This window comes from Maribacter huludaoensis, from assembly GCF_029350945.1.
Lineage (GTDB): Bacteria > Bacteroidota > Bacteroidia > Flavobacteriales > Flavobacteriaceae > Maribacter > Maribacter huludaoensis.
Window position 1 is genome coordinate 1,156,706 of record NZ_JARKMS010000001.1, and the last position, 18,623, is coordinate 1,175,328.

General features: G+C 35.9%; 16 protein-coding genes. 5 read left to right on the top strand and 11 right to left on the bottom strand.

Annotated features, from left to right (window positions below; all coding sequences use genetic code 11):
- Nucleotides 1-22: 22 nt before the first annotated feature.
- Nucleotides 23-487 carry an Lrp/AsnC family transcriptional regulator gene (locus tag PXC01_RS04995; protein ID WP_276471217.1) on the top strand — a complete coding sequence of 155 codons (465 nt, stop codon included), beginning with the start codon at nt 23-25 and terminating at the stop codon, nt 485-487.
- Between the two features lie 58 nt (nt 488-545).
- On the opposite strand, the gene PXC01_RS05000 is transcribed toward PXC01_RS04995, so the two are convergent.
- On the bottom strand, nt 546-1,115 hold the full coding sequence (locus PXC01_RS05000) for a DUF4136 domain-containing protein (RefSeq protein WP_276471218.1): 570 nt from the start codon (nt 1,113-1,115) through the stop codon (nt 546-548).
- 74 nt (nt 1,116-1,189) lie between these two features.
- Nucleotides 1,190-1,348, bottom strand: a complete 159-nt coding sequence (locus PXC01_RS05005) for a C1orf53 family protein (RefSeq protein ID WP_276471219.1) — start codon at nt 1,346-1,348, stop codon at nt 1,190-1,192.
- Between the two features lie 195 nt (nt 1,349-1,543).
- On the opposite strand from PXC01_RS05005, the gene PXC01_RS05010 reads away from it, so the two are divergent.
- The 4 genes from PXC01_RS05010 to hemL are packed head-to-tail and all read left to right on the top strand — an operon-like array spanning nt 1,544 to nt 4,909.
- The gene (locus PXC01_RS05010) at nt 1,544-1,873 is read left to right on the top strand and encodes a hypothetical protein (protein WP_276471220.1); all 330 of its coding nucleotides are present in this window, start codon (nt 1,544-1,546) and stop codon (nt 1,871-1,873) included.
- Nucleotides 1,874-1,884: 11 nt separating this feature from the next.
- Nucleotides 1,885-2,790, top strand: coding sequence for a 1-aminocyclopropane-1-carboxylate deaminase/D-cysteine desulfhydrase (locus tag PXC01_RS05015; protein ID WP_276471221.1), 906 nt, complete (start codon nt 1,885-1,887; stop codon nt 2,788-2,790).
- Nucleotides 2,787-3,608 (top strand): glucosaminidase domain-containing protein, encoded by an 822-nt coding sequence (locus PXC01_RS05020; protein ID WP_276471222.1) that lies wholly within the window; start codon nt 2,787-2,789, stop codon nt 3,606-3,608. The genes PXC01_RS05015 and PXC01_RS05020 overlap by 4 nt, the downstream gene beginning before the upstream one ends.
- A 20-nt stretch (nt 3,609-3,628) precedes the next feature.
- Nucleotides 3,629-4,909 carry a glutamate-1-semialdehyde 2,1-aminomutase gene (gene hemL, locus PXC01_RS05025; RefSeq protein ID WP_276471223.1) on the top strand — a complete coding sequence of 427 codons (1,281 nt, stop codon included), beginning with the start codon at nt 3,629-3,631 and terminating at the stop codon, nt 4,907-4,909.
- A gap of 74 nt (nt 4,910-4,983) precedes the next feature.
- Here hemL and PXC01_RS05030 read toward each other — a convergent pair whose 3' ends face one another.
- The 9 genes from PXC01_RS05030 to PXC01_RS05070 form a co-directional block, all read right to left on the bottom strand.
- Entirely contained in the window at nt 4,984-8,913 is a 3,930-nt protein-coding gene (locus tag PXC01_RS05030; RefSeq protein ID WP_276471224.1) for a DUF2194 domain-containing protein, read from the bottom strand.
- A 254-nt stretch (nt 8,914-9,167) separates the two neighbouring features.
- Nucleotides 9,168-9,623 carry a hypothetical protein gene (locus PXC01_RS05035; RefSeq protein ID WP_276471225.1) on the bottom strand — a complete coding sequence of 152 codons (456 nt, stop codon included), beginning with the start codon at nt 9,621-9,623 and terminating at the stop codon, nt 9,168-9,170.
- Nucleotides 9,624-9,784: 161 nt separating this feature from the next.
- Nucleotides 9,785-9,961: a hypothetical protein gene (locus tag PXC01_RS05040; protein ID WP_276471226.1), complete on the bottom strand. Its 177-nt coding sequence runs from the start codon at nt 9,959-9,961 to the stop codon at nt 9,785-9,787.
- 180 nt (nt 9,962-10,141) lie between these two features.
- Complete coding sequence (locus PXC01_RS05045) at nt 10,142-12,631, bottom strand: zinc-dependent metalloprotease (protein WP_276471227.1); 2,490 nt, start codon at nt 12,629-12,631, stop codon at nt 10,142-10,144.
- Nucleotides 12,632-12,828: 197 nt separating this feature from the next.
- Nucleotides 12,829-14,259 carry an SLC13 family permease gene (locus PXC01_RS05050; RefSeq protein ID WP_215997239.1) on the bottom strand — a complete coding sequence of 477 codons (1,431 nt, stop codon included), beginning with the start codon at nt 14,257-14,259 and terminating at the stop codon, nt 12,829-12,831.
- A gap of 55 nt (nt 14,260-14,314) precedes the next feature.
- A complete protein-coding gene (gene lysS, locus PXC01_RS05055) occupies nt 14,315-16,006 on the bottom strand; it encodes a lysine--tRNA ligase (RefSeq protein ID WP_276471228.1) in 1,692 nt (563 codons plus the stop codon).
- A 39-nt stretch (nt 16,007-16,045) separates the two neighbouring features.
- Nucleotides 16,046-16,756 (bottom strand): SGNH/GDSL hydrolase family protein, encoded by a 711-nt coding sequence (locus PXC01_RS05060; protein ID WP_276471229.1) that lies wholly within the window; start codon nt 16,754-16,756, stop codon nt 16,046-16,048.
- A gap of 100 nt (nt 16,757-16,856) precedes the next feature.
- On the bottom strand, nt 16,857-17,420 hold the full coding sequence (locus PXC01_RS05065; protein ID WP_276471230.1) for a thioredoxin family protein: 564 nt from the start codon (nt 17,418-17,420) through the stop codon (nt 16,857-16,859).
- Between the two features lie 106 nt (nt 17,421-17,526).
- Nucleotides 17,527-18,579 carry a helix-turn-helix domain-containing protein gene (locus PXC01_RS05070; RefSeq protein ID WP_276471231.1) on the bottom strand — a complete coding sequence of 351 codons (1,053 nt, stop codon included), beginning with the start codon at nt 18,577-18,579 and terminating at the stop codon, nt 17,527-17,529.
- Nucleotides 18,580-18,623: the final 44 nt, after the last annotated feature.

The window sequence follows — 18,623 nt, forward strand, 5'->3', positions numbered from 1 at the left end:
CGTTAATCAGGAAAATATTTTGATGGAAAAATTAGATTTTATAGATAGGGAGATATTAAAGATTTTGCAGAAAGATGCAAAAATTGGTGCCAAGGCAATTGCAGAGCAACTTGGAATGACAAAAACACCAGTATATGAACGTATTAAACGTCTTGAGCAAGATGGGTTTATAATGAACTATGTAGCCATTTTGGATAAGGACAAAATTGAGGATAGCATAACGGTTTTTAGCTTTGTATCTTTAGAGGCTCAAAAAGGCGCAATGATGGATGATTTTTTTGAACAGGTAAAAAAGTATCCTGAAGTGGTAGAATGCTTTGTAGTGGGTGGCGAGTTTGATTTTCTCCTTAAAGTGGTAGTGGCCAACCTTGATGCTTATTATAATTTCGCAAAATTTAAGATAGCTTCTTTACCAAGTATTGGTGGTGTTAAGAGCGCTTTTGTTTTAAATGAGGTAAAGAACGATACGCATTTTCCATTATTATAAATAAAAAAGGCTCGCAGATGAAATCATCTGCAAGCCCTAATTTTAAAATATGTGTTTATTATTTCATTGCAACCGCATTAGGTGGGTATTGCTCTAAAATTTGAGATACAAATTCTCTAATACGTTCTTCTTTTTTTGCAATATTCTTGGTATTGGATAGTGTTCCCACACCTTTACCCTGCCATACCAGTTCGTTTGTATTATTATCTATAAGGTCAATATAAAGAGAACCCTGTGTGCTGGCACTTACGCTAGTACCGCCCCAGCCAAAACCAGGTCCCCAAGCCCATGGGTTGTAACCCCATCCCCAGGCACCGCCCCAACCGTAGTTGTTACTATAAACATCAACGCGTTCTTGCTCTTTGGTAAAGATACTGACCAATAAATCTGGCTTTTCAGATTTTACGAAACCTCTTGAGCTCATTTCAGTTTCAATGGCGCGTAAAATTCGTTTTTTGTCCAAGTCTGATATTTGAGCTTTGTCTATTCCGGTTTTATAAAATGCATATGTTTTATAACCATTGAAATCAGCTTTCTGGTCATAATCTGAAAGTACGCTTACAGATGAACAGGAAGTAATAAAAACTAAAAGAAGTAGCGGCAAGCCAAGTAGTTTAATGTTTTTCATAATGTTATATATTTTAAGTACTAATTTTTTCTGTAATAAACATTCACAAATATCATGCCGTGCTATGTTAAATTTTATTGAGTATTGGTTTTTGGATCATATCCATATGGGCAGTGTCTACAGCCACTTTCACAGCAATACCCACGTTTTAGATGAAACTGTTCAGTAAAAACTCTAAATCCGTTTTCAGACCAGTAAAAGTCACCTTCTTCTATAGGTATTATTTCTTTCATTTTGCAAAGTCATTAGATGGTATAAAGTTACTTCTTTCTGTTGATAACCTAATGACATGACTTCCGGAAGATAGCCAATGAAGCCGTTTAGCCCTGTTTTGACCATTAATCGGTTTTGTTGGCAACAAAAACCGGTAATTTTCTTACAGTGTGTTTTTGGCGTTATATTTGTAATGATAGTATCAAAATATATCTATGATATTGGTTTTTAGACATTTCTTCTATAAAAATTATGTGGGTCTTTCGCTATGGCCTTTCATATTTTTAAAAAATGGAAGTTTAAAAAATGATGATGTACTCATAAATCATGAGAAAATTCATCTGCGCCAGCAACGAGAACTATTGATTCTTCCTTTTTATATTTTATATCTCACAGAATGGACAATTCGTGCCATTTGTTATTTGGATACCTACAAGGCTTATCAAAATCTAAGTTTTGAGCGTGAAGCCTATATTCATGAAAATGATATGGATTATCTATCTAATCGAAAAATATTTAGCTTTATTAAATATCTTTGGCGATAAATTCGTCCTAGTTGCAAAGTATCAATCAGCTTATTGAACATCCCTTATTGGTCGAAAAGCAAGTTACCCTTGTTCTTAAACGTGAAGATTTGTTGCATCCGTTTATTTCTGGTAACAAATACAGAAAACTCAAATATAATTTATTGGCTGCCAAGGCAGAAAATCAGCATACCATACTAACCTTTGGCGGTGCATATTCTAACCATATAGCCGCTACTGCCTACGCGGCAAAAGAAAAGGGGTTTAAAGCAATAGGTGTAATACGTGGCGAGGAACTTGAAAATTCTTGGCAAACGAATAATACGTTAAAGAAGGCTTATGATGATGGTATGCGGTTTAGGTTTATAAGTAGAAGTGATTATCGTGAAAAGGAATCCGCAGAATTTATTGAAGCCTTACGAAAAGAATATGGAAATTTTTATTTAGTACCAGAGGGCGGTACAAATAGTTTGGCAATAAAAGGGTGCGAAGAAATTATTACCAAAGAAGATAAGGAATTTGATGTTGTATGCAGCAGTGTGGGTACGGGAGGTACGGTGGCCGGGTTGATTAAGTCGTCTTTCGTACATCAAAAAGTATTTGGTTTTTCAACTTTAAAAGGTGATTTTTTAAGGAATGAGATTGAACAATTGGTAGATAATGAACGTTGGCAATTGGTAACAAAATATCATTTTGGCGGCTATGCAAAAACATCAAAAGAGTTAATTGAATTCATTAATCTATTTAAAGACATTACTTCAATTTCTCTTGACCCTATTTATACGGGAAAAATGATTTTTGGGTTGTTCGATATGATTAAGCATGATACTTTTGCGGTAGGAACCAAAATTATAGCAATACATACCGGTGGTTTACAAGGTATTGCTGGCATGAATAGTGTACTGAAAAAGAAAAATTTACCTTTGTTGAATATATGAAAAAGATAATTTTGTTGGTTTTGTTAATTGGAATAGGGGTGTCATCTTGTAAATCCAAGAAAAGATACTCAGACCAATTACGTACCAAAAACGTACTTAACGAACGTAGAAAATCAACAGCGGATATTTCTAAGAAGGAAGAAAATGCAAATCTACCTGCAGAGCCATCTAAATTTGTTCGTTTTAACATATCATCTCCGGCAGAGTATATAAATACATTTGCAGAGACAGCTAAGTTAGAAATGTTGGGGTACGGTATACCGGCTAGTATAACCTTGGCACAAGGACTTTTGGAAAGTGGTAACGGAAAAGGTGAGTTGGCCATGAAAACCAACAATCATTTTGGTATAAAATGCCATAAGGGCTGGGAAGGTGACTACGACTTTCATGATGATGATGCAAAAGGGGAGTGTTTTAGAAAATATAACCATCCTATGTACTCATTTAGGGACCATAGTATTTTCTTGACTACACGCTCTAGATATGCATTTCTATTTAATTTAAGGCCTACAGATTATAAGGGTTGGGCCAGAGGCTTAAGAAAAGCAGGCTACGCTACAGACCCTAAATACCCGCAAAAACTGATTTATTTAATAGAAAAGTATGACTTGCATAAGTATGACAAACCAAGCAAAAAAGTAGATTACCAAACTACAACTGTAGCCACTAGCGGTGCAAGCAATATACATACGGTACAAAAAGGAGATACCCTGTATTCATTGTCAAGAAAGTACTATATGAGTGTAGATGAACTAATGAAGTTAAATAATTTACGAAGTTCAGACTTATCTATTGGGCAACCAATTAAGGTTAAATAACAAATAAATCCTGAAAGAGAATGATTTACCAAAGAAGTAGCGCCCTGTTTACAGAGGCGAAAAAATATATACCTGGTGGCGTAAATTCACCTGTAAGAGCATTTAAGGCAGTTGGTGGAGATCCAATTTTTGTGAAAAAAGCCAAAGGAGCATATCTGTATGACGAGGATGGTAATAAGCTAATTGATTATATAGCATCTTGGGGTCCTTTAATATTGGGTCATGCCCATGAACCGGTAATCAATGCAGTGGTTGAAAAAGCACAGAACGGGACTTCGTTTGGTATGCCTACGGAAATTGAGACAGAGCTGGCGAAATTGGCTATTTCTATGGTGCCCAACATGGATAAGATCAGGTTCGTGAACAGTGGAACAGAAGCTTGTATGAGTGCCGTACGTTTGGCAAGAGGATTTACGGGTAAAGATAAAATCATAAAATTTGCAGGATGCTACCATGGTCATTCAGATTCGTTTTTAATTCAAGCAGGTAGTGGTGCCGTTACTTTTGGCAGTCCTAATAGTCCGGGTGTAACTCAAGGAACGGCAAAAGATACGTTGTTGGCGGATTATAATGATTTGGCCGGGGTGAAAGAATTGGTGCAAGCCAATAAAGGTGAGTTGGCAGCCATTATTATTGAGCCAATTGCCGGTAATATGGGTTGTATTGTACCTACCGAGGCATTTATGAAGGGTCTTCGTGAGCTATGTACGCAAGAAGGTATTCTATTGATTTTTGATGAGGTAATGACCGGATTTCGTTTGGCGAAAGGCGGAGCCCAGGAAGTATTGAACATTAAAGCCGATATAGTTACTTACGGCAAAGTTATCGGTGGCGGTTTACCGGTAGGTGCCTTTGCTGCAAGAACGGAAATTATGGATTTTCTTGCCCCTGATGGCCCTGTTTATCAAGCAGGAACTTTAAGTGGAAACCCGTTGGCTATGAGTGCAGGTTTGGCCATGTTGACCGAATTGAACAATAATCCAGAAGTATTTGAGAGCCTTGCCAAAAAAGCGGAATATTTACATAAAGGCATAGCCGAAGTGTTGACCGGGAAAAAGATAGCACATCAAATTAACCGTTACGGTAGTATGATATCGGTACATTTTACAGATGAGCCCGTTGTTGATTTTGCTTCTTCTGCAAAAGGTAACAATGAAACGTTCAAGAAGTATTTTCATGGTATGTTGGAAAGAGGTGTTTATTTACCGCCAAGTGCTTTTGAAAGTTACTTCTTAAACGATGCATTAAGCTATGAAGATTTAGATGCAACTATAAATGCGTTGAAAGAAATAGATTTATAGGGTACGTATATTAAATGTAATATATAAAAAGAGCCCTCACATGAGGGCTCTTTTTGTTTGAGTTAGTTATAAAATTATTTAAAATTATACTGAATACCTAGTTGAACAGCATTTGAGAAAAACTTATCAATTGTAAAGTAGGAGTAGTTTAAATTTATAGTGGTGAAGTTTTTAATTCTGTATGACAATTCACCTTCATAACGCTGAAAGCTGTCTTCATCTTGCTCGGCAAAAAGAGAAAAATCACTCTTCAAGTTAAAATCAGAATCATCATTACCAAGTTTAAATTGTAGTCCACCACCGGCAAAAAGTCTATCTTTTGTCAACCAATAAGGGAAACCGTTTCTTCTATCTTCAGTACCTACACCGTATGCGCCTTCCACCAAAGGTCCAAGTTTAAATTTATCCAAGTTCAGAAGATTATATTCTACACGTGTACCACCAATAGCGTAATATTGACTGTCGGTATAATAATCTGCAGTAATATAAAACTCATGATTTAGGTTGGATGAATAATCAAATTCTTGTGTTGCTTTCACTTGTATGTCATAAATACCTAGATCATAACCAGGTCCTGTAGTAACGGGGTGCAGCTTTGCTGCTAAAGAAGATGTATTGTTTTCGCCTTTAAAATCTATACCAGCATTAAAATGGAAGAAAACTTTATTGAAGTTGTCCATCTCAATTCTAGCTCCTATGTAAAACGGTCTTTTTTGATTAGAATCTTTTTTGTAAACATATTCAATGCCTAATAAATCTCTGCCAATATCATTAGGTACAATAGTATCTTTTAAGACAGAATATGCGGTACCTTGCACAATGGAGAATCGGTGAAAATCTAACATTTTATTATAAAAACCAAAGTGAAATGAGTTGTTCAATAAGGTTGGTTTAAATTCATCTGCTACAGCCGAAGAGGTAAGCCCAATAGAATGTCCTTTCTTTTTTCGTGATTCAATTTCAGATTTATTTACAATTGCGTCGTCCATTAACGATTTAAATTTGCTTACATACAAAGCTTGTTTTTCTTCAGATGTTGATTTTACTTCATTGTTGAATGCAATTTTAAAGTCGGGGTCAATTTTAGACGGTGGTATTTTCATAGCAATTTCGCCGGCACCATTTACATCGCCCTTTAATAAAAGTAGCTTTACCATGTGGTTCATGGTATTATAATCTCTAGGGTTATTGTCAATATGTTTTGCGTATACTTTGGTTAAATACCTGCCATTGGCAAATTCCAAATTCCAGTCTAACAATTTTGCTACGGGTACCGTATTTGTACAGGTGCTCCAATCTAAAGCTTTTTGGTATTGGGTGTAGTCTGCGAACAAAAATGCGATGTTTTTAGATAATCTTATGAGGTCAGGTCTACATATTTCAATATCCCTTAATTCTTCAACTGCCTTGTCTTGGTCGTTTACCAGTAGATAGCGTATATAATACTCGAAATCCGTAAACTTTTTGCTTTCTATAGTTCTGGTTTTTTCTTTCCATTCTTTAACGATTTCTGGAGAGATATTACCACATTTTTGCCACTGCTCTGCTCTTTCAAAATTAAGTTTATCTGCATATATTTGGCTTATAGACGTAGCTAAATCTTTGTTGGAAATACTACAAGGCTCTATGTCATCTAGCTTTTTTATTAAGTCTTCGTCATTAGATTTTACTAAAAATTCATAATAGTTCAATTTATTTTCTACAGTTGGTTCTATATTATATAATACCTCTAATACTTGTTCTATGATTTCCGTGTTGTCTTCAGTGTTGAAATTTTCATAATAATCTTTTAGAATGGCTGCGTTGTTTTGACCCCATTCCATTTGCCTTTCCATCCACATTTTTTTAACTTCAGATGAAGGGTAATTACTTACCGTACTAATGTCTCTAGAAAAATCAGCGTAAGAACTAGAAGGGTTCTTTAGATAAAGATCGTTTAATTGAGACCAAAGTTCGTCGGTCTTTCCTTGTTCTTCCATTCCCTCTGCATAGCTTATTATCTGTTGCGAATTAATAAATTTATTGTTCTTGAATAATTTCTCCATAAGGTTTGTGGCCTCCGCTGTTTTTTCCTCAACAATCAATCTATCTATTTTTTGTTTCAACGGCACCAAGGTTTGCTTACTCTTATTATAGGATTTGTAATCGCTATTTGTATTTGTAATCAATGATGAAGTAGTACCTATTAGCGTTCTAATTTCCGGTCTAATATCGGGTACGCTTAAATTTGGAGACTTAGTTTGAATACTGTATAGAAAACCGTTAAGAAATGGTATCGAAGAAAATTCTGCTTCATCAAATGAAAGAGCTTCATGCACCTTTACATTGTTACGCTCCTCAACGTACATTAACCAATAAGATTCTTTTTTCTCATCAGAATTCAAAGAGCTGGAGACTTCATAGCGTCCTTCATAACTTAGGTGTCTAATACTTTGATAGCGCCAGGCCATTGCTGCCTCTGTTGACTGTTTAGCAGTCAAAAATTTCATGTACGGGTGTCTTTTTTTGTAATCTACAATATGTTTTTTTAGTTCACCGATCGCATTCGTTGTACTGCCTATATTAAGTATGTCACCAGTATTCACTGCATGTGACCAAATACCCGTGTATAGATAGGTAGATTCTATTGCCCATAGTTCTTTCTGGGATATGGTGTAACCACTACTTAAACGAGGGTAGTCAAAAAATCTATTGTTCAATGGGTCTGGATCAAATTCTCTGTTACCGCCTTCATATACGTCACCTAAAAATGATGTGTGTAGAAAGTTTAGGCTAGGAAATCCTTTTTTTAGCGCTATAAGCCCCAAACTATCTATTTGATTGTCTGGCGCAACGTATGAGCTAGGTAGGTTTTTAGAAATATGATCTTCCCATTTTTCTCTAGATGCTTTTGTGTTGTCCAAAATAAGGTCGGTATCTTTCCATAATTTTTTAGAAAGTGGTAGGTCGTTATAACCGCGAAAACCAAGCTCGTGGCCTCTATTGGTAAATTCGTTGGTAAGCCACTTACTAGTGCCATTTTCATTTTTACCTTCTAATAAGGTGGTTTGGTCCCAGCTTTTAAAATTAGCGTCTCCTGTATTTTTTTCATTTGCGTTGAAAGTTACATAGGCCGAGTACTTGATATCTTCCTCTTGGGCAAGTGCTTTCATTTTTGGCCACCAATCAGCTTTTAACATCTCAGATTTGCTTATGCCATTTTGTATGTTGATAGCTTTTCCGTTATCATCATACATTGCGGAGGGAAAATCATCAAGAAATAGTGTTCCAATATTTGCAATAGGATAGGGAATACCTTCTAGTCCCAATAGACTGGCGGAAAATAAAAGACCTCTCATTTCCTTCTTAAGAATTTGAGATGAGTTGTAAAGAATTACCTTTCCGTTACCTATTTTATTCTCAATTAATACCGGATAGTCTTTATCGTCATTTGCAGCTACCAAGACATTTATGTTGCTAGAAAAGTTAGAACTGTCAAATCCAAGATGAACCGTTTTATTATCAAAACCGCACCCTTGCATTCCTGGAAAAAGAGGCTTGTTAAAAAAAAGACCGGAGGCCTCTTTATTGGTACTCCAATCTGCATCGGGTGTCATTCCATAAAAATAGGACATGCGTTCATCTTCAGCAGCTTTGGTAACTAATAGCGTACCACCTTTGGAAACAAACTTTAAAAGACTATCTATTGCAATAGTACTTAGGCCTGCAGTTTCATGTACGGTCACCACTCTTGTAGTTGGTGCAATATTAAGTTTCTCGTTAAATTGGTTTATCCACAAAGTTTTGTGTGCAATTTTAGAATAGTCAAGAGCCTTTGCTAAATTTTCGGTTTCAACAATGGCGCTGTAATTGGTAGGCTCTATTAAAAATTGGACAAGAGGTTCTTCTGTACTCTTTTCAGGAATGTTAAACTTGTTGTTAGACTTATATAGTTCTTGTTGACAACCGGTCAAAAGACTAAAGGCTATAAGTAATGATAAATAACCTATTTTTTTTGTTATCATGGCTTAGTATCTTGAAATTCAAAATAGGGACCGTTGGTTAAAATTAAATTGATCTCTAATTTGGACTATCTAAGTACTTTAATTACTGTACCACAATAAAATTTATTGGTTAAGTATGCGAATTCATCCATGAATGAATCATTTGAGTGCTTGATACTGCTTTTTAGTACGATTGTCCTATACATATGGTATCGTTTAAAAGTAAAAAAGACCTGCTGAATGCAAGTCTTTTTTTAGAATATTAAATTGATTGTTTATTGTTTAGAAGAACATTTTGCTCTTTTGTCTCCATGATCTTTTCTTTTGCCGCGCATTTTTTTTCTGCTGTCCATCTTTACCCATTTCTCATATTGATCAGTACTAAGAATAGATTTCATTTGCTCTTTTCGTGCAATTTGATGGTCTAATCGCTCATTTTGCTTAGCGTATTTTTCATCTGCTGTCAAAACTTTTTTACCATCTTCCTTATTGGCTTTTCGCTCTTCCATTTTTGCTTTCCTGGCCGTAGCGTCTTCGGTAAGTATGGTTTTAATTTTTGCTTGTTGTGATTCGTTCAAATCTAATGCCAAGGTCATTTTTTTGGTTTGTAAAGTGGCAACTTGTACAGGAGTTAAATCCTTCATGTCGCCTCTTTTACCTTTCATATTATGATCTTGTGCAGTTGCCGATATTCCTGCCATTACTAAAATGGCCATTACTATTTTTTTCATGTTTATTAATTTATGTATTTGTTTCTTTGACATGAATTTTTCTAATTGGTTTAAACGGTTACCTCATTTTAGTAAAAGTTTAACGGCGTTTTAAAAGGGTAAAAATATAAAAGCGCGGCTGTAGGTAGCCGCGCTTTTAAGTAGGTAAATGTTTTTAAAATTTAATTTGTTGTTCTGCCCTCCATAGTTTTATAAGGGTTGATAACGATATCAGCTTCTTGATCATAAGTGTTCGTTACAATTTCTTCTTGTGTATTGTCATTTATATTTTGATGATAAACAACAGATGCACAGATAAAACAAGCTAAGTAAATAAGACTTTTTAATTTGTTGGTCATGATTTGGGGGTTTTAAATTCATTGCTAATCTAAAAAAGAATAACGCATGAAAAAGCCCATTGTTGTGTAATGGGCTTTTTTTGATGTCTAGAATATTTAAAATGTGGTTATCACATTTCATTCATCGATGATATTGGTTGTTCATCGATATTGGTTCAAAAAGTGTATTTCAACGACTTTTTATTTAGGGTCTAAAATGACGTTAATACGCTCAGAAACATCGTCATAATGATATTTTGTCATCAAGTCAGAGGTTCTGTTACGTGCATTTCTAATATCGCGCTTTAAAATGTTCAATTCGGCCCTCGCAATGGTTCGAATATCAGATTGACTGGTGTTGACAACTGTTGATTTTCTGTAGCCACCAAAATCCGAAGCCTTGGCTTGATTTTCTGCAGTCAACAAATATGCTAAGCGGTCAATATGGGCTTTTTGTAAGTTTCTTCTATAGGTGTCTACCGTTTTTCCACTTCTTGTTTCGGACCAAATTCCTTTTCTTAATTCGCTCATCATTTGGGCAAGGGAATAAGCTTCAGACTTATCCATTGTTTCATTTTCTATCAACCTTGCCATTTTGCCTAAGCTTAATACATTATTTAATGTACGTACTTGCATAGCCCGCATTTGTTCTAAAAAGCCAGAGTACTCGGTACGCTCCAAAATATCTTGGTCTAACATCCACATTGGCGTGTTAAATAACTGTTCTTGAAGAAAAGCCATGGCTCTTTGCTGGCGTTCTTTAGGTACGGCGGTATACACGGCGCCATCTTGGTCATAGGTTTTGTGGTGCTCATATACGCCCCCAATATTATTGGAAACATGGCCCATATATCTATTGAACTGAGCGAATACTTGCCCATAAAGTTTATCTAGGTCTTCATAGTTCTTACCATCTTCTGCGGTCCATTCTATAAGTTTGGGAACAATTCTTTTTAAATTGGCAATACCGTATTCACTAGCTTTCATAGCATCATCTCCCAAATCTTCGGTCTGTGAACTTGGGTCAACTATATCACCTACTTGTTGATGGCCAAAACGGTAAAGAGGGTCACCTGCATGTTTTAAGATCCACTGGTCCAAAATAGCTTTTTCCTCTTCGGCTGTAGTGTTTAAAATTGGTTTGTATCCCCATTGAATGGCATATTTGTCATATACCCCAATATCTGGCATTAAGGCAACACCTTCATCACCAGGTTGCGCAATGTAGTTAAAACGGGCATAATCCATTATTGATGGTGCCGTACCATATTTTTTTGTGAACGTTTTAGAACGAAGGGAGTCTACAGGGTATGCAACACTACTGCCCATATTATGTGGAAGCCCAAGCGTGTGGCCAACTTCATGTGATGATACAAATCTAATTAAGCGACCCATGACTTCATCATCAAAAGATACACCTCTGGCAGCAGGATTGATAGCTGCTGTTTGTACAAAGTACCAGTTTCTCAATAAGGTCATTACATTATGGTACCAGTTAATATCAGATTCTAATATTTCACCACTGCGGGGATCGCTAACATGCGGACCATTGGCATTTGGTATAGGTGATGCTAAATAACGTACCACTGAATAACGCACATCTTCAGGAGACCATTCTGGATCTTCCTCAACTGTAGGTGGTTCTTTTGCAATAATGGCGTTCTTAAAACCTGCAGCTTCAAAAGCGGTTTGCCAATCTTCAATACCTTGCTTAATAAAAGGTACCCATTTTCTAGGTGTAGCCCTATCTACATAGTATACAATTTGCTTTTTTGGTTCAACTAGTTCGCCATTTTTGAATTTCTCTATATCCTCATCTTTAACCTCTAAGCGCCATCTATCTAAAAACTTGATCGTTTTGCTCTCTTGAGCATCTAGACCATAATCTACTTGGCCACGTGCAAACCAACCTACACGCTCATCAAAATATCTGCGTTTCATAGGTTCTTCAGGAAGTAGTACCATAGAGTTATTGATTTCCACAGAAATTGAACCTAAGGTAGAATTACTTGGTGGGTTGCTCGCCAAATACGTTTTCACATGGCGTACTTCAACATTTAATGGGTAACTCTTAATAGATTCTATATACCCTCTGCCTTCATCTAAACGAGATACTTTATATCTTTTGCGATACCTATCTGGCATACCAAAAGCTTTGGTGTCCTTCGTGAAAATATCGTTTACTTCGATTACGGTTGTAGGGTTGAGCGAGTCTTTCTGAATAGCTTTAATATCGAAGGAGAATAAAACCGGTTCAAAGTTTGAATTTACAACGGCTTCATGTACCGGTAAAGAATCTGCGGCAACAACATCATGGGATACTACACGAAGTAATACTTTTTTATCTTTCTTTTCCCAGCGAAGTACTTGGGTGTTTATTTTTCCACCACCAAAACCAATGCCCGATGCAGTTTTGGAAATACGACTTACCATCAGCATTTCTTTGTTGAACAGGGAATCTGGAATTTCAAAATAGTGATTTTCGTCTACTACGTGGGTAGTAAATAGACCTGAATCACTTTTAGCATCTTTTGTTATAACCTTGTTATAAGGTTGAATTTTATCTTTAGAAGGCTTGTTAGCTTCTTGTTCCGTGTTTTTCTTTTTCTTTTTGAAAATTTGGGCGTCAGCATTCTGGTAGCCAAAAACACACAGTAATAGTAATAATTTTACAAGTAATTTTCTTTTCATTTGTGAGTTAGTTAGGTAATCTTCCAAAGATTGAAATAATATCTGTAACAAATAGTTAATAATTTCTTAAGCCTATTTGTAACAATCATGATCAATAGGCGTCTTTTAAATAGGAATAAACATTTTTTCATTCTGAATTAGTCCATTATAAAGCCTTTGCAATATGCAAGGGCTTTATTTTTTATAATAAATTCCTATTAAAATAAAAGAGGCAGAAAAAATTGAAATAAGAGGATCAGTAAGAGAACCGCTATAAGATTAAGAATTATTCCCGCGCGTGCCATTTCATGAACCTTAATATATCCGCTAGCGAAAACTATGGCATTTGGTGGCGTGGCCATTGGTAGCATGAAAGCACAGCTACTTGCAATAGTGATGGGAATAAGTAGATAGGTTATGGGCAGACCCAGCCCTATGGCTATTCCCGCAACAACAGGAGCTAATACTGCAACAAGAGCAACATTGCTCATTAATTCTGTCATAAATAGCATTAGAACGATCAATAAAGAAGCCGTAAGCAATATACTTAGGTTGCTTTCTGCGATAACTTGGGCAACCAAATCTACAATACCCGAAACGGACATGCCATTTGCCAGTGATAGACCACCGCCAAATAGTATTAAAATTCCCCAAGCCAGTTTTTGGGTGTCTTTCCATTCTAAAATAAAATCTCCTTTTTTTAGATTATACGGCAGTGTAAATAACGCTATAGCGGCAAAAATACTTATAAGGGTATCCGATAGACCTAAATTGGGGAAAATGGAATTGATCAATGTTCTGAACACCCACAAAAATATTGTGACTCCAAAAATGGATAATACCATTTTTTCCTTCCCAGAAGTAGGACCTAATTTATCCAGTTCCTCATGAATAATGGTTTTTGAAGCCTTAAATTTTAACCCCTGAGTAGGGAAAAAGACTTTTACGAGAACAAAGTAACAAATGGAAATCATGATAAGGGAAAAGGGTAGCCCTATAATCATCCATTTTAAAAATGATATTTCTATTTGATATTGGTTTTCAAGTAAACCTATTAAGACAGAATTTGGAGGGGTACCAATAACCGTTGCAATACCACCGGCATTGGCAGAAAAGGCAATGCCAAGCATTACACTTAAGGCAAAATTGCGATCTCTTGTTGTGAATCCGTCTTCATCTTCGATCAATAGATTGATGACCGACATGGCGATCGGTAACATAACTACCGTACTTGCAGTATTGCTGATCCACATGCTCAGTACGGCAGTGGCGATCATAAAACCTAATACCACCTTATTGGCAGAGGTACCGGTAAGTTTAATGATAGTGAGTGCTATTCTTTTATGCAAATTTACCTTCTCTAACGCCAGTGCCATTACAAAGCCGCCAAAGAATAAAAAAACTATGGGGCTACCGTAGTTTGCTCCAACTTCACCAACTGGCATAATTTTTAAAATTGGAAAGAGCAATAGGGGTAATAGAGCGGTTACGGAAATTGAAACCGCTTCTGTTACCCACCATATAACCATCCATAGTGCAACGGCAATGACGGCGTCCGCACTATCTGAAATCAATACACTTGGTAAAAAGATGATTATAAAAAATAGTATAGGACCTGTAAACAGACCTATTTTACTGCTTAAGTTCATGCTGGTTGGTTTTGCCAGCTTCTAAACTACTATTTTTTATTCTTACGGTAAATGGCTATTTTAATATTTCAACAAAAAGAACATCGTCTTCCTTATAGATTTTTGCCAGTTGCTGTTTTGTAATCCCTTTAATGCCTTTGTCCCATGCTTTGTTGCTTAGATCTGCTTTGTTTTTAAGCGCATCTAATTGCATTTTCTTTTCTGATTTAAGGATGTCAAAAATAACCTTTTCATTATCGGATAATTGAAGAGGTTTCTTTTCTGGTCTCATTTGCGGGAAGAATAATACTTCTTGTATAGATGCATTGTTGGTCATCAACATAACCAAACGATCTATACCTATACCAATACCAGAAGTAGGTGGCATACCGTATTCCAATGCCCTAAGGAAATCTTGGTCAATGAACATAGCTTCGTCATCACCTTTTTCGGACAACTTCAGTTGATCTTCAAAACGCTCTCTTTGGTCAATTGGGTCATTAAGCTCAGAATAAGCATTTGCCAACTCTTTACCATTTACCATAAGCTCAAAACGTTCTGTCAAAGCAGGGTTGTCTCTATGCTCTTTGGTCAACGGGCTCATTTCCTTTGGGTAATCTGTAATAAATGTTGGTTGCACGTAATGGTGCTCACATTTTTCACCAAAAATCTCATCGATCAGTTTGCCCACACCCATAGTTTCGTCGACCTCTAGACCTAATTTTTTAGCCGTTTCACGTAGTTCTTCTTCTGGCATACCGGCAACATCAATGCCTGTGTGTATTTTTATAGCCTCTAAAATAGGTACTCTTGCGTACGGAGCTTTGAATTCAATTTCGTGGTTGCCTACGGTTACCTTAGTAGTCCCATTGGCATCCATCGCAATTTTCTCCAATAATTTTTCAGTGGTATCCATCATCCAATTGTAGTCTTTGTAGGCTACATACAGTTCCATTACCGTAAATTCCGGATTATGGGTACGATCCATACCTTCGTTTCTAAAATCCTTTGAGAATTCATAAACACCATCGAACCCGCCAACGATCAATCTCTTTAGGTAAAGTTCATTGGCAATACGTAAATATAAAGGAATGTTCAGCGCATTATGGTGCGTTAAGAAAGGGCGTGCCGTAGCACCACCTGGTATTGGTTGCAAAATTGGTGTTTCAACCTCTAAATAACCTTTGTCGTTATAGAACTCACGAATACTATTGGTGATCTTGGTTCTTTTAATGAATGTTTCTTTGACCTTTGGGTTCACCACTAAATCTACATAACGTTGACGGTAGCGTAATTCCGGGTCATTGAACTCATCATAGACCTTGCCTTCTGCATCTTTTTTTGGTAATGGTAAAGGTCTTAGCGATTTGCTCAACATGGTAAATTTCTTGACCATAATGGTTTTTTCGCCTACTTGGGTAGTAAATAGGTCACCCTCAATACCGATAATATCACCAATATCCAATAATTTTTTATAGACATCATTGTATAAAGACTTATCATCACCTGTACAGATTTCGTCTCTATTAAAATAAACTTGAATACGACCGGAACTATCTTGTAGCTCGGCAAAAGAAGCTTTACCTTGAATTCTACGAGACATGAGTCTACCGGCAACAATAACCTGTTTACCTTCCTCATAATTAGATTTAATGCTTGCCGATGTAGCATTTACAGGGTATAAAGCAGCTGGATAAGGATTGATACCCAATGCTCTTAGTTTTTCCAATTTTTCTCTTCTGATAAGCTCTTGCTCCGATAATTGCATGCCGTCGTTTATTTAGCTGGCAAATATAATCGATATGTCTTAATCTTTCAATCTAGAACGCACTAAAGGATAGAGTCTTTCAACAAATTTTTCATATGCAAGGGTAGAAGGGTGTAAACCATCATTTGCTACCAATTCAGGTTCGTTTACACCTTTTCTGGTAATATCGGTAATATTTAGAAACGTAACTCCTTTGGATTTTGAGGTAGATTTGGCAAAATCATTATACCTGTCAAGTTCCCTTGAGATTTGGTCATCACCGTTACTTTGGCCATAAGGCGTATAAAAGTAATCTGGAATTGAAAGCACGACTACTTTGTTAGAATCATTACCCGCAAGACTAATGGCTTTATCAATTAATCTTACAAATTCTGTTTCATATTGAGAAAATGGTCTAGATTGAAATTGATTGTTTACACCAATAAGTAGCGTGACTAAATTATACTCGGCAGATGCTCTACCGCTTATTGATGCCAATAGTTGATCGGTTCTCCAGCCGGTTTGTGCAATTACGGTAGTATTGACCTTGTAGTTTTTATTTTCTTCAATAGTGGAACTCAATTGTTTTGGGAAGCTGTCTTCAAACGCAACGCTTTCTCCAACGGTATAACTATCGCCAAGAGCCAAATAGTTTATGGTTTCTTGGTTGTTTAGATCTTCTGAAATAGGTGCGGATCTAATATCTTCGGTTTGGCTGCATGACTGCAGCGTAGTGAATAGAAAAAAGACTAAAGACAATTTTTGTAGCATGTAAAATATTTTCATGATTACTTAACGTATGAATAGAAAGAAGGTTTTTAAAAGTTACATAAAATACGCAATTAAGTATAAATGTCATTGATTAAAAATATCAATCGAAATGTAAAGACGATGCATAATTGGGAATATATTCTTGCTGCAAAACAATTTTTAAAAGGTCATCTTCCAAAGTAATAACAGGTGTTTCTATTATTCTATTCGCTTCCCTGCCATTTTTGTAGAATATAAATGTAGGCACCCTACGGATATTTAAGCCCCATTCCTCACCTTGCGGACTTTTCTTGTAAGATTCTTTTCGTTTATCTAGGGCAACAATTTTTAGATTTTCTATTGGGTAATTTGCAGATTTTAGAATTTTAAGAAATCTTGGTACTTCACGCTTACTGTCACCGCACCATGTTCCCATAAAAACTAAAATTTGGTGAGATGCCAGTTTTTCTTTGAACACATCAATTTTGTTTTGATCAACTTCATACTTTTCAAAATTCTGATCATACCAGGATTTATAGCTGTTCTGTGACAGCGCGTCCACAGTAATTTCTCCTAATAAAAAGGGCTGTTGGTTTTCAAGATTCACCTCTTGGTTTTTGTGCTGTGAAAAAGTAGTCAAAAAAAAGTTTAAAAAGAGGGTGGTCAGTAGAAATGATAATTTCATGATTTTCAGTTTTTGGATTTGACCTGAAAATTCTTGAAATTCTTAGTTGAATATTGATTTTACGGGGTGGAAATGGGTACTAGTCCCTAGGTGGAAATTGAAAAGGTTATGTGTAACGTTGTTTTATTTCGTCCCTTGATGTTACTTCTAATTTCTTGTAAATATTGTTGATATGGGTTTTTACGGTACTAACACTAATGAACATAGCGGCGGCAATTTCTTTGTTGGTTTTGTTTTTTAAAATTTGATTAACGATGTTATTTTCTTGCTCGGTCAGCTTAGCTAGAGACTCGTTTTGTATGTGGAGTGATTTTTTTCTTTGTCTTAGAATTAAATATATATTCAATAAAATAGAAAGTATAAGCAGCGTAGGTAACAACCATTTCCAAAAATTAGCCCTAGGTGAATTTCTATTGGCTAATTGTTGATCTATGGCTATATCGCTTAAATATAAATCTGTGAATGATGCATTTGGGTAATTTGATGCTAATCTCTCGCCAAGTTCATCGTAATAACTGTTGCTGCCAATATCTTTTAAGTAATAGGTATATGTTCTATTACGCTTATCTGATAAGAAATCGAATATATAAAGTTCGGCCAAGGGTTCATTTAGGTCTTTTCCAAATTCCTGTAAAGTCTTGAACCATTTTTTGGAATTGAGCTTTTTATTCGCTTCGCTTCTAAATTCATTGAAGTCAAAAGCCATTTGCTCTTTCAGAACATCAATATCTAAGAATGCGGTAGACTTACTGTTAGTTGAGGTTATTTCGCAAAGCGCTTGGTTAGCAAAAGAGGTAGGAAAAGTAACGGAATCATTATTGTTGGCAATGAATAGAATACTTCTACTATGCTCGCATTGCCCAAAAAAGTGTTCCACGTGGGTAGAGGTGTCCGTGCAGTCATCTAAATGAATTCTATAAATTCTATTGTCATTATTTAAATTATCTCCCATAAAGTTGAAATTCCCTAAAGAATCTGTAACGGTTTTTTTTAAGATTTGCTCCATTGATATTCTACCAAACTTTCGGTAATCTTCAATAATAGATAAGTAAATGGTTTTTCCGCTTTTCTTTTCGGCAATCTGTCCTTTAAAATTATATTGAGACAAACCTGTAAAACAGGTACATAGAGTAAAAATGATAAGTACAGTGTTACGCATTGGTAGTATTCTGGTCAATAAAATTAGTGCATCATGTAACAAAG

What these genes read in the sequence shown, in the direction of transcription:
- PXC01_RS04995 (WP_276471217.1), top strand. Translation starts at nt 23, where the DNA reads ATGGAAAAATTAGATTTTATAGATAGGGAGATATTAAAGATTTTGCAG.
- PXC01_RS05000 (WP_276471218.1), bottom strand. Translation starts at nt 1,115, where the DNA reads ATGAAAAACATTAAACTACTTGGCTTGCCGCTACTTCTTTTAGTTTTT.
- PXC01_RS05005 (WP_276471219.1), bottom strand. Translation starts at nt 1,348, where the DNA reads ATGAAAGAAATAATACCTATAGAAGAAGGTGACTTTTACTGGTCTGAA.
- PXC01_RS05010 (WP_276471220.1), top strand. Translation starts at nt 1,544, where the DNA reads ATGATATTGGTTTTTAGACATTTCTTCTATAAAAATTATGTGGGTCTT.
- PXC01_RS05020 (WP_276471222.1), top strand. Translation starts at nt 2,787, where the DNA reads ATGAAAAAGATAATTTTGTTGGTTTTGTTAATTGGAATAGGGGTGTCA.
- hemL (WP_276471223.1), top strand. Translation starts at nt 3,629, where the DNA reads ATGATTTACCAAAGAAGTAGCGCCCTGTTTACAGAGGCGAAAAAATAT.
- PXC01_RS05030 (WP_276471224.1), bottom strand. Translation starts at nt 8,913, where the DNA reads ATGATAACAAAAAAAATAGGTTATTTATCATTACTTATAGCCTTTAGT.
- PXC01_RS05035 (WP_276471225.1), bottom strand. Translation starts at nt 9,623, where the DNA reads ATGAAAAAAATAGTAATGGCCATTTTAGTAATGGCAGGAATATCGGCA.
- PXC01_RS05040 (WP_276471226.1), bottom strand. Translation starts at nt 9,961, where the DNA reads ATGACCAACAAATTAAAAAGTCTTATTTACTTAGCTTGTTTTATCTGT.
- PXC01_RS05045 (WP_276471227.1), bottom strand. Translation starts at nt 12,631, where the DNA reads ATGAAAAGAAAATTACTTGTAAAATTATTACTATTACTGTGTGTTTTT.
- PXC01_RS05050 (WP_215997239.1), bottom strand. Translation starts at nt 14,259, where the DNA reads ATGAACTTAAGCAGTAAAATAGGTCTGTTTACAGGTCCTATACTATTT.
- lysS (WP_276471228.1), bottom strand. Translation starts at nt 16,006, where the DNA reads ATGCAATTATCGGAGCAAGAGCTTATCAGAAGAGAAAAATTGGAAAAA.
- PXC01_RS05060 (WP_276471229.1), bottom strand. Translation starts at nt 16,756, where the DNA reads ATGCTACAAAAATTGTCTTTAGTCTTTTTTCTATTCACTACGCTGCAG.
- PXC01_RS05065 (WP_276471230.1), bottom strand. Translation starts at nt 17,420, where the DNA reads ATGAAATTATCATTTCTACTGACCACCCTCTTTTTAAACTTTTTTTTG.
- PXC01_RS05070 (WP_276471231.1), bottom strand. Translation starts at nt 18,579, where the DNA reads ATGCGTAACACTGTACTTATCATTTTTACTCTATGTACCTGTTTTACA.